Raw genomic sequence first — 15,139 nt, 5'->3', positions numbered from 1 at the left:
GAGATGTTAGCCATGACAAAAACAAACCATTTAAAAAATGAAGACGAAGTTAACCAGCTATTCACTCGAGTAGCGCCCCACTATGACAAGCTCAACAATGTGATTAGTTTGGGAACGCAGAAGCTCTGGCGAAAGAAGCTCCTGGCAGGGTTAGAATTCAAGCCTGGAGTTAAAGCGCTTGATATTTGCTGCGGGACGGGGGATTTAGCAATTGCGATGGCAAAACGATTACCCCAAGGTCGTGTTACCGGGGTCGACTTTAATGCAGCAATGTTAAAGATTGCGAAGCGTAAAACAAAGGCGATCCCGAACTTAATCTTGATTAACGGGGATGCGATGAACCTCCCGTTGGACGACGAATCCTTTGATATTGTCACCATTGGTTTTGGCTTGCGGAACGTTCCGGACGCCGATAAAGCATTAGCTGAAATTTACCGGGTACTGAAACCCGGTGGTCAGCTAGGAGTTCTTGAAATGTCACAGCCGACTAATTCACTAGTCAAGCTTGGATGGAAAGCATATTTTAAAGCCTTCCCTTACCTAGCTAAAGTTGCAGGTGGTCACATAAAGGATTACCAGTACCTCCAAAAGACGAGTCAACAGTTCGTCTCCGCTAAGCAGTTAGCTAAGATGATGGAGGACGCTGGATTTAAGTCGGTAAACTATACACCACTTAACCTTGGTGCCGCTGCACTTCATTTTGGGATTAAAGAATGAAAACAGACTAAGATTAGTAATGGAATTTTTAATCGACGGATTAAGGATTTCATTGCTTTTTTCGTTTAAAAGCAATTACTGAAGTTGACATGTCGCAAAGTACTTTGACACTCGATGTCGTAATAAAAAGTGGCAACTTCATTTTCCTTTCATAATCTGTTTTGAGTCTGCTGGCTTTAAAGTCGTGTATAGAAAATTAGAAATGGAAGGAACGATTGAGCTTCACAAGGAGATGTAACTTGATGCAATGTGTGTTTGGAATCGATATTAGTAAAGATTCAATTAGTGTGGCTATCGTTATTGATAAGATATTATTTAATGAAACTAAACTCCCTTTAAATCGAGATGGTTTTACTAAGCTAGAAAAAGCTTTGGCTTCTTTTAATGATCCAGAGATCGTCTTCGAAGCAACTGGCGTATACTCCAGGCGACTTCAACGTTTCTTAGATGATTTAGGGCGTAATTATACCTGTCTAAATCCATTAGTAGCTAAGAAACAACTTGATAGTCTTCGACCATATAAGACAGATCGTAATGATGCTCGTCATTTAGCTGAAACTCAATTTATTATGAAGCGTGCTATTACTTACAAAATCAGTCCCACTTACCGTAAGCTAATGGACTACAGTCGTTTTTATCAGGAAGTGACTAAAGATGTCGCCACCCATAAAAATCGACTTCATCGTGCGTTACAGCTAGTTTTTCCCGAAATAGAAGACGTCTTAAGTAATACGAATAATGAACTCTATTGGTCAATAGTTAGCCAATTTGCCCATGCTAAGCGCGTAACTCAAGAGCTTACGTTTACTGAATTAACCGACACTATTCAGCATGGAACCAATAAAAGAATTTCTCGTGCTCGTGCAGAACAGATAGCACACAGCCTTTATAGCGCTGCCGGCATCTCGTATTCAGCAGTTGATGATGATTCTCCCGTATATCAGCAAGTTAAACACCTCGTTAATCAGATCCAAGGAGAAACAAAGTTAAAGGATCATATTATCGAGCAAATGACAGAGTTGGCTAAAAGCTTACCCGAGTACAATAAACTTTTAAGCATTCCTGGATTAGGCATCCGCACCGTCGTCTCTCTTCTTGGCGAACTTGGGGATATTTGACGATTTAGAAACAGTAACGCTCTGAACGCCTTTATCGGGATTGATCTTCGTCATTACGAATCAGGAGAATATATAGCTACTGACCACATTAGTAAACGAGGAAACACTGTTGTCAGGAAGATCCTATTCAAAGCAATTCAAAATATCGCTTCCGCCGCTCACTACCACCCTAACCATATTAATGACTATTATCAGCGTAGAAAAAAAGAAGATGGTCAACATGGCACTAAAAAGATTGCCATCGCTACCATCCACCGTCTATTACGCACAATTTATCATCTCGTCATAAATAATCAATTTTACGATTATACATTAGCTAAAGGATAACCAAGAAATTGATTCAAATTAAGGGTTCAGTCCACTGTTAAATCATTTCTCGACAATGGGCTTTTTTGTCGTACCTTTAAATAGGCTTTCGCCAGTCATATCCTTTAATTTAAACCAAAAGAAAAGAGGAACTGCCAACATGAAAGCAAATAATGTCGGTAATTTCTCTTGACTAAGCGTAGAAACAATACATGTTATTCTACTTTGAACTTCAATTACTACTAACTAAGGCAACAAAGTCAAAGCATACTCAGTCGAGCCTTCCTCAAGCTAACGACCTCCACTTCCGACGACTTACTCGCCGTTCAGTGGAGAAATCGCTAGCTTTCCGCAAGTCCTTCGCTGGCTCGCACTCTAATCTAAATTCCAATCCCATACGTTATTACTTGAATAAGGGAGCCGACGAGGAGAATTTTGACGGCACAGGGGAAAGTGCGTTTTTTGACTTGCTCATGATAGAGAAGTTTGGTTTGTTTAACTACAAACGGAATAATTAGAAGCGTCAGAAGCATTGTCCAGGGAGCAAGGCGAGCCATAACGGCGGTAATAATTGCTAAGAAGGCAATTACGTTTTTGGTCGTGAAACTATTGAGTCCTTGCTTGACTCCGATAAAGTGAATAATCGTGTGCCGATGATTATCTTCATCTTCTTGGGCGTCACAGATATTGTTAGCCAACATTAAATTTGAGATCCAGAGTTCACATGGCAAGGCAACCAGCCAGATTTTAATTAGGTTCCGCCAGCTCCAGTCAAAATTACCAGTCTTATTGATGTAAACCGAAATCAGCATAATCATAAAGCCCATTGTAAATCCAGAGAAAAACTCACCAACTGGAAGACTGTTAAGTGGAAATGGTCCTGACGAATAAAGGATCCCCACAGCAAAGCAGAAAATTCCCATCCACAAGAGCGGCAAACCAACCCGGGTTACCAAATAAATCCCGATTAACGCTGCGATGATGCTAAAAATTAAGATTAAGGACAATACCAATTTTGGAGAAATCTTTTCTCGCCCAATAATATTAGTATTTTTCTTATAATCCTTAGTATCGACCGCGTGATTATAATCGTTATAATTATCCATCATGTCGACTGCCATGTTAAACAGTAGCATCGCCACAAAGAAGAGGATTGAGTTAACAAGATTAAACGAGTGGTAATAATAAACACTCATACAGACTCCAAGAAGCATCGGGAGGATACTAGCAGTTTTCGCTTTAATTTCAACTAATTCTAAAAAGACATCTAATGACACAATCATACTTCCCATTCATTTAAAATTACTGTTACAATATGATAGTACACCAATACAAAGGAATTATCATTCAATGGACAAACATTATTTTCGTAGTGATCCACAATTAAATAATGCATTAAAAGAAGTTAACCGTCTAATTAACCAACGAATAACCGTTAGTAATCAGGATTTACAAGCCGCATTAAAACAAATGGCTTCACAAGGTGGTAAATATTTACGCCCCGCTTTTTGCCTAACATTTGCACGGCTTGGCGGCAAAAGTAATTGGAACAGCACTAAACTAATTAAAATTGCTTCGTCACTAGAAATCCTCCACATGGCTACATTAATTCATGATGATGTAATTGATGATTCACCTGAACGTCGAGGGGCAAAGAGTATTCAGGCCGCCTTTGGCAAAGATACTGCGGTTTATAGTGGTGATCTTCTATTTACAGTTTTCTTCGATCTTTTGGTAGAAACTATGAGTAACTCACCATACCTGACAACGAATGCTCAAGCAATGAGAAAAATTTTGGCTGGTGAACTTGGTCAGATGGACAAACGCTACCAACAACAATCACTTCTTGAATATTACCGAAATATTAATGGTAAGACTGCCACCTTGTTCAGTTTGGCAGCACAAGAAGGGGCTTATTTTGGGGGTGCCGATCCAAAAGTGGTCCATCTTGCAAAACACATTGGACAAAACATCGGAATCACTTTTCAAATTCTGGATGACATTCTCGACTACAGTACAGATGGTAAATTAAATAAACCAATTCTCGAAGATCTTTCGACTGGCGTTTATTCGCTCCCCTTACTTCTTATTCTTAGGGAACACCACCAAGAGCTTAGACCATACCTCACAAAGAAACAATTCATGACAGATGAAGATACCCTAAAGGTCCAAGAACTGGTCAACCAATATGGCGGTGTTAAAATGGCACACGCACTTGCTAGAAAGTTTACTAAAAAGGCGTTACAGCTAATTGATGAGTTACCAACAAGTAATACGCAAAAATTATTAAAGAAGGTCACCACCCAACTCTTAGATCGCTCAATGTAAGGTAAGCATAAGGAAGTAATAATGTGAAACGACAATTATACATTTTATATCTTCTGACAATGGCAATCCTGGCGGTCGTCTCGATCCTCCTCATTGCGTTTGACTTTGCTCACGAACTTGACCTTAATACTGAACCATTCAAAGCAGTCAATAACGGGATCCTAGTTATTTTTACAGTTGATTACTTTACCCGCTTTTTCCTCGCCAAGGATAAGAAGAAGTTTTTTAAACATAATATTTTTGATCTACTTTCGATTATTCCAGTCGGTGGTCTTGTCGGGATCTTCCGGTGGAATCGAATAGGGAGAGCCTTTACTATTTTACGAATTGCTAGATTAGTTGGGTTAACCGGTCGACTAAATAAATTCATTGAAAAGGATGGCCTTCTTTATTATATTTACGTTACTTGTACGGTTCTGTTAATTTCTGCCGCCATGTATAGTGTTTCCGAAAAGACACCTTTCTCAAATGCTCTTTGGTGGGCAATCACAACTGCTTCCACTGTTGGTTATGGTGATATTTCACCTAAAACCACAATTGGACGAATCGCCGGTGTCCTGCTAATGTTAGTCGGGATTGGCCTGATTGGAGTTATTACAAGTACTATTACTGACTACTTCTCCCAAGAAGATAATAACCAAGTCCAGGATAAATTAGACGTGATCGAAAAAGAAAACCGAGAATTACGGGCTGAATTAAAGAAATTAAATGAACACCTGGCTAAAATTGAGAAAAAGAGTGAATGATAGTATAAAAAACTCCAGAGCTCGAATCTTCGAGCTCTGGAGTTTTCTCTATACGAAAGCTTATTTTATTTATTTAGCTCTGCTAAAGAGCCAATCCCTAATTTTGCCATTGCTTGAGGTAACTGCTCAATGATATGTGGCATGGCAAATGCATCATGAAAATGAGCAGAACCAACCTGAACGGCAGAGGCACCAGCTAGAAAGAATTCGATCACATCTTCTGCGGACGCAATTCCTCCTTCACCAATAATTGGAATATTAACGGCATGGGAAACCTGGTAAATCATCCGGATAGCTAATGGCTTAATAGCAGTTCCAGAAAGGCCACCCATCACATTACCCAAAACTGGTTTTCGGGTTTTAAGATTAATCTTCATCCCCAATAAAGTATTAATCATACTCAGGCCATCGGCACCCCCTGCCTCTACAGCCTTTGCAATCTCAACAATATCAGTAACGTTCGGCGTTAACTTAACATAGACTGGGACACCCCCGCTTGCCACCTTAACAGCCTGCGTTAGTTTTTCCGCAATCTTAGGATCAGTCCCAAATGCCATTCCCCCATGTTTAACATTTGGACAAGAGATATTTATCTCTAATGCATCTACTAGTTTTGTTGCTACTAATTGCTGGGTAACCTTAACATAATCCTCAACACTTGCCCCACCAACACTTGCAACTAACGGTAAGTCTGGATATTGCCGCTTTAGTTGGGGAATCTTTTCTTCTGCAACCACCTTTACTCCAGGGTTTGTTAAGCCAACCGAATTTAAGACCCCATCCCCTAATACAGCAATTTGCGGTTGCGGATTCCCTGTCCGCGCTTGGGGTGTGGTCGTTTTAATTACAATTGCCCCAAGTCGGTTAAGGTCATACTTGCGTGCCTGGGGGACATCCCCAAAGCCAAAGGTTCCTGAAGCGGGCATCACTGGGTTTTTCATTTTCAAGCCAGGTAAGTTTACGGCAACGCGTACATCTGTCATGCAAATTCCTCCCCATTTCGTGAATAAGCAACTTTACCATCTACCAAGGTTAGATCCGTGGTTCCATATACCTGTTGGCCAGTAAAGGGATTATTGACTCCCTTTGAACGGTAACCCTCTTCGGTAATCCGCCGTTCGGTATTCAAGTTAAAAATTGCGATGTCGGCCGGTTGTCCCGGTTCCAAGTGGCCAGCGTTCTTTAGGCCAAATTGCTCTGCTGGAACCGTACTCATCCAGTTTAATAATTGGGACAAACTAAAGATCCCTGACCGGACAAACTTGGTATAAAGCATCGCAAAAGCAGTTTCACTCCCGGTAATCCCGTTTGCAGCACCACGCATGTCGTTTTGTGGCTTTTCTTCTTGAGAATGAGGAGCATGATCGGTGGCAATCATATCAATTGTGCCATCAAGCAGTCCCTCAATCACTGCCTGACGATCTTCCTCATGCCGAAGCGGTGGGTTCATCTTAAAGTACGAATTATTTGCAGGAATATCCCGGTCAGCTAGTAAGAGGTGGTGTGGTGTTACTTCACAGGTCACATTAACTCCCTCTTTTTTCGCAAGGCGAACTAATTCAACGCTTTCCTTCGTTGAAACGTGGCAAATATGGTAATGAACCCCCGTTGCCTTAGCAAGGACTAAATCCCGGGCAATCTGTGCCGATTCGGAAACGCTTGGTGCCCCAGGAAGGCCAAGTTCATCTGCCCGTTTTCCCGCAGTCATCACTCCACCAAAAAGAAGGGAATTATCCTCAACATGGGCAGCTAAGGGTAAGCCAACCTTAGCTGCTCCGGCCATTGCCTGATACATTGTCCCAGCGGTTTGAATTCCACTGCCATCATTGCTAAAGGCAAAAGCTCCGGCATCCTTCATTGCCTGAAAATTAACCAGGTGATCACCCTGTCGATTGACCGTGACACTTGAATATTGAGCAATATGAACAACACCAGTTTTTTGATTATGCTCAACCATTTGACGAATTTTGTTTGGAGTATCAGGAACGGGATCTACATTGGGCATTGCCCCCACGGTTGTAAAGCCACCATGAGCAGCAGCCTTACTCCCTGTTTCGACCGTTTCCTTATAAGTGAAGCCGGGATCCCGGAAATGAACATGAACATCCACTAATCCCGGAGCAACTAATTTATCATGAGCATCAATCACTTGGTCAGCCTTTTCTTCGGCAATTAGTCCTTTTCCCAAGGCTTGAATCTTACCCGCTTGGACTAAAACGTCCGTCTCCACTAATCGGCCATTGACGAAACATTGACCATCCTTAATTAGCATTTTCATTAGTCCAAGCCACCTAACTTCCGTCCGCGAAGAACTGCTTCTAACATTGCCATCCGCATGAAGACCCCGTTCTGCATTTGTTCATAAAACTTGCAGTTAGGTGCTTCTACCAGGCTTCCTGCTAATTCAACATCGTGGTTAATTGGGCCCGGGTGCATAATGATCGCATTCTTCTTCATCCGGTTGTAACGTGCTTCGTTAATTCCATACTTTTCATGGTAGGATTCGGCTGAAAACTTTGCTTCATTGGCATCCCCAGCGTGACGTTCGTGTTGAACCCGAAGGAGCATGAGGACGTCCATTTCACTAACTAAGTCATCAAGGGGCATGAACTTGCCGTACTTATCAAATGCGTGGTCGTACCAGTAGTCAGGACCGGAGAAGTAAACCGAAGCGCCGAGACGGTTTAAGATTTCCATATTACTACCGGCTACACGGGAGTTGGTAATGTCTCCAATGATCCCAACTTTGAGGCCGTCAAAGTGGCCAAAGTGTTCATGAATTGTCATCATGTCAAGCATACTTTGGGATGGGTGTTGTCCCGAACCATCACCGGCATTAACAATTCCCATATCAAGGTGGGAACCTGCTTGAGGATGAATTAATGGTTCATAGTAAGCATTAGTTGAATGACGGATAACCGCTAAGTCTACCCCAAGAGCATCCATTACCAACATCGTGTCGTACATGGTTTCACCCTTTTTAACTGAACTGTGTTGGGGATCGAAAAAGATATCGGTTAAGCCAAGACGCTTTTCTGCAACCTCAAAACTGGTGTGCGTCCGCGTTGAATTTTCAAAGAAGGCGTTAGTAACGTAAACTGACTTAGTTAACGTTGGTGTCTTTCCGCCGTCTTTATAATATTCAGCACGGTGAATGAGTGAGAGGACTTGTTCTGCTGCTAAATCTTCAACAGTAACAAAGTGGGGGAGCTTAACTAATGGTAATTCAGTCATAATTGAATTAACTTCCTTTATTTAAAATTTGCCCTAAAGAAAAACACCAGGCACATTGGAGGCCTGGTGTTAACGAATTTTTTTAAAGTTAGTTAATCTTACTTTGAAAAAGTCGTCTTTCTAGCCTCACGGGACTAAATTAAAGGACATTGATTGTTGTTAATAATTTACTCTCACCATCGCAAAATGTCAATCAAATTTGGCCAATAATTTTATTAATTAATAAAAATAGGCGAGCACATATATATCGACAGTTATTTAACGTATAATTAAAAGTGAAAATAATCTGGGAGGCATAATGGTGCAAAAATTATCAAATAAGCAAAAGCTTTGTTTAATTATTATTATCGCTGCTGTGGCGGTAATTTTACAGTATGCTTGTGGTTACCCGCTCCTTGCCCAAATTCTTGTAACGGTCGTTGGAGCGGTCGTCGCCCTTTCGATGTTTATCGGGATGGTTAAGTCGATCCGTACTGGTGACTACGGGGTGGATTTGCTGGCAATTCTAGCAGTAGTGGCAACCCTGGCAGTTAGTGAATACTGGGCCGCAATGGTGATTCTAGTGATGCTCACTGGTGGAGATGCCCTAGAAGATTACGCAGCAAAGAAGGCTAATACCGAGTTGAAGACACTCCTTGACAATACTCCGCAAACTGCTCATGTGGTTAAGGATGGGACTACTATTGACGTAGGAGTCAAGGAAGTTCCGGTTGGTGCCGATGTTATTGTTAAGCCAGGCGAAATTATTCCCCTTGACGGTAAAGTAATTACTGGACAAAGTGACCTTGATGAGTCATCGCTAACTGGTGAATCACGACCAGTAAGTAAGATTCCTGGCGACCAGGTAATGTCCGGTTCAGTGAACGGTGCTAATTCAATTACAATTAGGGTTACAAAGTTGGCTAAGGATAGCCAATACCAACAACTGGTTAAGTTAGTTAAAACCGCTGAATCCTCCCCAGCCCACTTTGTCCGCCTTGCCGATCACTATGCCGTACCCTTCACAATTGTAGCGATTGTCATCGCACTCGCTGCGTGGTGGTGGTCTGGTAACCCCGTTCGGATTGCGGAAGTTCTGGTGGTCGCCTCACCATGCCCGTTAATTTTGGCGGCACCGATCGCAATGGTCTCGGGGATGAGCCGGGCTTCACGAAACGGGATTGTAGTTAAAACAGGAACCGTCCTGGAAAAATTAGCGAATGCGAAAACCGGGGCCTTTGACAAGACCGGAACGATCACCAACGGACAATTGGAAGTCGGTCAAGTTATCGTTGCGCCCAATACTAAATTTACTAGTGAGGAAGTTCTTAAACTTACTGCTAGTGCCGAAAGTGAGTCATCACATATTCTTGCCCGGTCGCTAATTAACTATGCTAAAAAGCAGTCGATTAAGTTAAGTCCAGTTAAAGAGCTACAGGAGTTAACCGGAAAGGGAATTACTGCAAGGGTTGACGATCACCAACTAAAAATCGGGAAACTCACATTCGTTGATCCAGCCGGGAAGCAGGAACTCCTCCCCTATACTGCTGTTTATATTGCGATTGATGGTCAGTACGCCGGAGCAGTCACATTTGTTGACCATGTTCGTCCCGAAGCACGACGCACAATGGATGAATTACGTAAAATGGGCGTTACTAATCTAATGATGCTAACTGGAGATCAAGCCTCGTTTGCTAAAGAGGTTGCCAAGCAGGTTGGGATTTCAGATGTGAAGACTAACCTCCTGCCTCAAGGAAAGATTGCGGCATTAAAAGCCATCCCACTAGATCAGCACCCGGTATTCATGGTGGGGGATGGTGTTAACGATGCTCCATCATTTGTCACCGCCGATGTTGGAATCGCGATGGGTGCTCATGGTGCGACTGCAGCTAGTGAGTCTGCTTCGGTTGTAATTATCCGGGATGACCTTTCACGAATCGCTAAAATTGTGGAAATTTCGCAAGACACGATTAAAATTGCTAAGCAGGCCGTGTTAATTGGGATCGCGATTTGTACAATCCTAATGCTAATTGCTTGCACCGGAATCCTACCTGCCTTTGTCGGTGCAATGTTTCAGGAAGTTATCGACACGGTTTCAATCTTGTGGGCATTAAAGGCACGGAAAATTAAATTGGATTAAATATATATAAAAAGATGAGGATTGGAAAAACGAAACATTTTTCCAATCCTCTTTCTGTCACTAATAGTCTCCGAACTTATAGAGTCTAATCGCGAGAATCCGAATAGGCTAGCTTCGCGTCGTAACCAGAGCCTTCGAGTCTAACGCAGCGGAGCAAGCCTATTTGGCTTCGAACGATTCTGATGATTTCATCATCATTCATCGTTCTAGGTTAGCCAACCAGGCTCTCGAGGAGGTTAATTCCCAGCTTCATCCCTTTTAGTTTGTTGCATATAATTTTTTAACGGCTTGGATGTCACCGGGTTGAATGGTATAGAAAGATCCAGCAGGCTGCATTACAGAAACTTGCTTGGTGTGATCAAGCCCAATTGCATGGCCGAGTTCGTGTTCAGCCGTGTTAACGATCCGCTGCTGATCATAACCGTACTCCGGATCAAGAAGATAGCGTTGGTTTAAATAAACGTTGGCGTGAACAAAGTGGTTATTAATTGAGTTTGATGACGTTTTAGTCAAGCCAGCCGCATTAGTACTATCGTTGTCCATTGCACTTACAACTATTTCCGCTTGTTGACTGCTATTAACAGGGCGAAAAGTAAACGCCCCTGTCTGGTTCCACTGCTGAATTGCTGATTGAGCAGCTGAATCAAGGGTTTTATTACCCGTATTCACGTAGATCGTTGCCGTATTTGTTGCCCACCGTCCATTGGTAGGAATCGTTGTCGAATCAGTCTTTTGTTGACTAGTTTGTTCGTTTTTCTGGGAAGAATCGCTCAGGTTTAAACTCTGAGTAGATGTATCATCCCCATTGCCAATTAAATTAACAATTCGTTGACGGAAGTTCCAGATCATTGCAGTTGATGCTGCTTGAATTTGTGAATTAGTAAAGTATAACCAGCAACCACCGATAATTAATGTCCAAACGACCAATCGTTTAAGAAGACGAAAGATCCCTATCTCAGCCACCTTCTTTCTTAATGTTAATCATTCTATCCAATAATATTTACCAAAGTGTGACCAAGATATTAAGTTTTTATTAATTATCGTCGTATTTTTTATAATTAAAGATCAATTTCCAATTCAATCGGTGTGTGATCGCGCCGTTCTCCAGAATCAATCATTATCGAATTCTTAATTTTACCTGCGATCCGGTCACTAACAAGCCAGTAGTCAATTCTCCAGCCAGAGTTATTCTGCTTACTGGTGATTACCCGTTGAGCCCACCAGGAGTAAGCCCCTTCTTTATCGGGATTAAGGTGACGGAAACTATCAGTAAAGCCTGCTTCTAACAGCTGAGTAAAGTGCTCCCGTTCCTCATCAGTATAACCGGCTGAATGGTGGTTATTTTCTGGATGGGCCAAGTCAATTGGCTCATGGGCAACGTTAAAGTCACCACTCGCCATTACCGGTTTTTGTTGGTCCAGCTCATGGAGGTATTTCCGGTAACAATCATCCCAAAGTTGACGACTGGCTAGCCTCTTCAGGCCACTTCCTGAATTAGGGGTATAAACCTCGGTCACAAAGAAATCGGGGAATTCAAGTGTAATAATCCGCCCTTCATCATCCATCGTTTCCGGTGCACCAATTTTTGGGTAGGTAACAGTTGGTTCATACTTTTTCAAGTAAAGGTACATCGTTCCCGCATAGCCTTTCCGTGCAGGTTCAACCGAACTCCGCCAGGCTACCTGGTAATCTGGGAATAACTCTTGAAGAACTCCAAAGTGTTTCTTTGTGGGACCATTTTTGGAAAGTTTCGTTTCCTGGATCGCAATGACATCCGGCTTTTCATCAGCGATTTTATGAAGGACTTCCCGGGTTTCACTAGCCCTGGTTGAAGTCCCGGTTAAGGCCGCGTTGATTGAATCAATATTCCATGAAATTAGTTTCATCGTAACTCCCCCTAGTTTTCTTTCTCAATATCGCTTTGTTTAATGAAAACACCATCCGGGGTCGTCTCACCCTGACGATGTGCAATCTCTTGGTATGCGGCAGTCAATGCTTCTTTATGGTCAACACCAACCAACCGACAAAAAATTAATAGGGCAATTTGGAGATCGCCAATACTATCAACTAGCCGTTCATGATTTTTCTTGTTATAGGCGCCAGATAGTTCGCCGACTTCCTCCGCTAGTTTCATGAATTCAACTCGCGGATCGGCTTGGTCAATTTTTCGTTGGTGCGCCCATTCCATAATCTTAGGAATTAATTCTTCGTAAGTCATTTTAAGGCTCCTTTATGCGAATAGTTCAACCTCTATCTTACCAAATTAACTGGTAATTAGGCTTACTTCATTCTAATTCTGCCCGCTTTATGTTCTTTTGGGAAATCAAATCAGTAAAGACGTCATCAACAGTAATCCCCGGCTTCAAACTCCCAAAGATACGAAAAGCAATTTCATGGTCACTATAGCCATATAGTGAATACCCTAATTCACCTTTAAAATATTTCCGCAAGTGCTTGATAATTGCGTGTAATTCAGCTGGATCCCCTGCTAATTGGATAAACCAAGAAACCTGTTTTTCCTGGTTAACCGCAAATTTATTTAGGTACTTCCCAAGAAATTCCGCTAACAGAACAAATGCTGTTCCAATAACACCAATACTATATAAGCCGCTTCCGTATGCTAAACCAATTGCACCAGTAACCTAAATACCGGCCGCAGTCGTTAAACCATCGATAACCTGATTATGGCGGTTAAGGATTGTTCCAGCACCCAAGAAACCAATTCCACTAATTACCTGAGCCGCAATCCGTGATGGATCGACGGCCCAATTTTCATGTGTAATCTTTAATAAGTCAAAGAATCCGTACTTAGAGACAAGCATTGCCATTGCTGCACCTAACGCAATTAATGCATGTGTCCGAATACCCGCATTCTTTGCTTTAGTCTTTCGTTCAAAGCCAATAAAGTCACCGCAGATTGCAGCCAAGATCATTCGCAGACACCAATCTAATTCAACCATTTTCGACTCCTCCCTAACCTTTTACTTCTACTATAGCGCTTTCAAGAGGGCGGAAGGTGGTTTTAAAGTAAAAAGGAGCCTTGGGGAAGAAGACTCGAGGAAATTCTATATTTCTTAGCATTAACGATTATAAATATCCCAAAAGTAATTTCTATATATAATCAGTTATCATATCCAGTGTGAGCCTCATGATTATTCTCATCATTAATTATAGGATCCTCAGAATTCTCCTTAGACTCTTCACTATTATTACTTTCGTTAGACGAGGTATCCTCACCCATAATAGTTCTTACTCTTGGATCATCACCATGGCCAGAATTAAAGCCATCTTTTAAAGCTTGATCCCACCATATAATTTTGAGACCGCACTTGCAACGATATGTTCCAGTATACAAGCCCAGGATAAAATGGTTCTCCACCATAAGGACAAGTAGCTCTATGTTGGTTTATTGTATCTTCGGCTTCATTAACAGTATTAAAGTATAGTGTTTTTCCTTCATTCGGTTTACCTTTTTCCGAATCACCGTTTTCTTTTGGTATATTACTCCTATCACTTTTTGAAGTATTATTCTCTTTTGACTTCGTTTTATTTTTGACTGTTTACTTGATACCACAGCATCATTCTTAATAGTATTACTTTGGTTCTTCATGAAAAAGATAATACAAACTACCAAAATAGACAGTGAAAGAATAAGCAGTATCTTAAAAAGAATTTTAACGCGATACTTCATGATATTATCCTCAACTTTCTGGAATTACTAAAATATTACAGTGATATTCGTTTTCATGTCCATCCTTGATAACTTGTGTATTGTACCTTATCCCATTGTAAGTAAACCCGTTTTCATCATCGCTACAATTTTCGTAGAAGTCTCTAATTGATACAGATGCGTCAATTATTCCTAATTTTAGTGCTGCCCTATAATTAAACTCTGGTCCATTTTGAACAATTATACTTCCACTAGGAATTGAGCTTGTTTCGCTATTCTCAGTATTGGATTCTTGAGATTCTTCAGATGTTTGATTAACTTCGATATCACTAGCCGACCCAGAACCAGATGACGACTTCTCACTTTGAGAATTACGTTTTGCTGAATTTTCAATACGAAGATTTTCAGTTTTTGAATTTGATTTATTCTTAACATTTAAGAATAAACAACCACCCAAGATTACTATAGCAGTAACCAAAATACCCGAATTATTCATACGAGGTTTAATATCGGCATACCGCACAATTTTGGACCAATTCTCGTGCTGCTATGGCGTAGTCAAAACAAGATGTACTGTTTTTACTAAAGGCTACTAAATTATGGGGCTGGATAAATCTTTGATCCTCAATTTTGGGCGTACTTGCCCCTTGGTCGAACGGCCTTTTTTTGATTTATCGTACTGAGCTAGCCCCACTGTAGCGCTTGAATTCGAGCTAACAGTTGGGCGAATTGTCAAACTAAGTGCAACGGTTTATCAAAAAATACTTCATATAGGGTTTCACAGTTTACCACTCTGCGCGGACGTTGATTTAACTGCTTTTGGCAGTGTTCAACGTCCTGTTCTGTATAATTATCAATATCTGTTCGCTTGGGAAAATATTCCCGGATTAATCCATTTGTA

The 15,139-nt window shown here is 41.5% G+C and carries 15 protein-coding genes and 2 pseudogenes; 6 read left to right on the top strand and 11 right to left on the bottom strand.

The features are described 5' to 3' along the window. Window positions 1-12 precede the first annotated feature (12 nt). From ubiE to H9564_RS09155, 3 genes and pseudogenes are all read left to right on the top strand, one after another. Window positions 13-717: a bifunctional demethylmenaquinone methyltransferase/2-methoxy-6-polyprenyl-1,4-benzoquinol methylase UbiE gene (gene ubiE, locus H9564_RS06005; protein WP_191684592.1), complete on the top strand. Its 705-nt coding sequence runs from the start codon at window positions 13-15 to the stop codon at window positions 715-717. A gap of 242 nt (window positions 718-959) precedes the next feature. Further along, entirely contained in the window at window positions 960-1,835 is an 876-nt protein-coding gene (locus tag H9564_RS06000; RefSeq protein ID WP_225209574.1) for an IS110 family transposase, read from the top strand. Between the two features lie 12 nt (window positions 1,836-1,847). Then, window positions 1,848-2,162: pseudogene (locus tag H9564_RS09155) on the top strand (transposase); the annotation flags it as partial. Window positions 2,163-2,521: 359 nt separating this feature from the next. Here H9564_RS09155 and H9564_RS05995 read toward each other — a convergent pair. Then, window positions 2,522-3,418 carry a prenyltransferase gene (locus H9564_RS05995; RefSeq protein WP_191684591.1) on the bottom strand — a complete coding sequence of 299 codons (897 nt, stop codon included), beginning with the start codon at window positions 3,416-3,418 and terminating at the stop codon, window positions 2,522-2,524. A gap of 73 nt (window positions 3,419-3,491) precedes the next feature. On the opposite strand from H9564_RS05995, the gene H9564_RS05990 reads away from it, so the two are divergent. Together H9564_RS05990 and H9564_RS05985 are read left to right on the top strand one after the other, a co-directional pair. Next, on the top strand, window positions 3,492-4,469 hold the full coding sequence (locus H9564_RS05990; protein ID WP_191684590.1) for a polyprenyl synthetase family protein: 978 nt from the start codon (window positions 3,492-3,494) through the stop codon (window positions 4,467-4,469). Between the two features lie 23 nt (window positions 4,470-4,492). Beyond that, window positions 4,493-5,215, top strand: coding sequence for an ion transporter (locus tag H9564_RS05985; RefSeq protein WP_404804687.1), 723 nt, complete (start codon window positions 4,493-4,495; stop codon window positions 5,213-5,215). A 65-nt stretch (window positions 5,216-5,280) separates the two neighbouring features. Here H9564_RS05985 and H9564_RS05980 read toward each other — a convergent pair whose 3' ends face one another. From H9564_RS05980 to H9564_RS05970, 3 genes are read right to left on the bottom strand one after another with little or no spacing between them, the layout of a single operon-like run. Further along, window positions 5,281-6,198, bottom strand: a complete 918-nt coding sequence (locus H9564_RS05980; RefSeq protein ID WP_191684589.1) for a dihydroorotate dehydrogenase — start codon at window positions 6,196-6,198, stop codon at window positions 5,281-5,283. Beyond that, window positions 6,195-7,493 (bottom strand): dihydroorotase, encoded by a 1,299-nt coding sequence (locus H9564_RS05975; protein ID WP_191684588.1) that lies wholly within the window; start codon window positions 7,491-7,493, stop codon window positions 6,195-6,197. Before H9564_RS05975 ends, H9564_RS05980 begins: the two co-directional genes overlap by 4 nt. Continuing rightward, on the bottom strand, window positions 7,493-8,449 hold the full coding sequence (locus tag H9564_RS05970; protein ID WP_191684587.1) for an aspartate carbamoyltransferase catalytic subunit: 957 nt from the start codon (window positions 8,447-8,449) through the stop codon (window positions 7,493-7,495). The genes H9564_RS05975 and H9564_RS05970 overlap by 1 nt, the downstream gene beginning before the upstream one ends. A gap of 301 nt (window positions 8,450-8,750) precedes the next feature. Between H9564_RS05970 and H9564_RS05965 the strand changes: the two genes are divergently transcribed. Next, on the top strand, window positions 8,751-10,568 hold the full coding sequence (locus tag H9564_RS05965; protein ID WP_191684621.1) for a heavy metal translocating P-type ATPase: 1,818 nt from the start codon (window positions 8,751-8,753) through the stop codon (window positions 10,566-10,568). A gap of 258 nt (window positions 10,569-10,826) precedes the next feature. Here the strand turns inward: H9564_RS05965 and H9564_RS05960 are convergent, their stop codons facing one another. From H9564_RS05960 to H9564_RS05930, 7 genes and pseudogenes are all read right to left on the bottom strand, one after another. After that, the gene (locus tag H9564_RS05960) at window positions 10,827-11,531 is read right to left on the bottom strand and encodes a matrixin family metalloprotease (RefSeq protein ID WP_191684586.1); all 705 of its coding nucleotides are present in this window, start codon (window positions 11,529-11,531) and stop codon (window positions 10,827-10,829) included. Between the two features lie 95 nt (window positions 11,532-11,626). Next, window positions 11,627-12,454, bottom strand: a complete 828-nt coding sequence (locus tag H9564_RS05955) for an exodeoxyribonuclease III (RefSeq protein WP_191684585.1) — start codon at window positions 12,452-12,454, stop codon at window positions 11,627-11,629. A gap of 11 nt (window positions 12,455-12,465) precedes the next feature. Next, window positions 12,466-12,786 (bottom strand): MazG-like family protein, encoded by a 321-nt coding sequence (locus tag H9564_RS05950; RefSeq protein ID WP_191684584.1) that lies wholly within the window; start codon window positions 12,784-12,786, stop codon window positions 12,466-12,468. A 424-nt stretch (window positions 12,787-13,210) separates the two neighbouring features. Next, window positions 13,211-13,528: an MgtC/SapB family protein gene (locus H9564_RS05945; RefSeq protein ID WP_191684583.1), complete on the bottom strand. Its 318-nt coding sequence runs from the start codon at window positions 13,526-13,528 to the stop codon at window positions 13,211-13,213. A 161-nt stretch (window positions 13,529-13,689) separates the two neighbouring features. Next, entirely contained in the window at window positions 13,690-13,950 is a 261-nt protein-coding gene (locus H9564_RS05940) for a hypothetical protein (protein ID WP_191684582.1), read from the bottom strand. A 319-nt stretch (window positions 13,951-14,269) separates the two neighbouring features. After that, on the bottom strand, window positions 14,270-14,761 hold the full coding sequence (locus tag H9564_RS05935; protein WP_191684581.1) for a hypothetical protein: 492 nt from the start codon (window positions 14,759-14,761) through the stop codon (window positions 14,270-14,272). 209 nt (window positions 14,762-14,970) lie between these two features. Further along, window positions 14,971-15,139 (bottom strand): annotated as a pseudogene (locus H9564_RS05930) (IS30 family transposase); the annotation flags it as partial.

Source organism: Limosilactobacillus avistercoris, assembly GCF_014836425.1.
Classification (GTDB): Bacteria; Bacillota; Bacilli; order Lactobacillales; family Lactobacillaceae; genus Limosilactobacillus; species Limosilactobacillus agrestimuris.
This window is presented reverse-complemented; position numbering and strand designations above follow the sequence as displayed.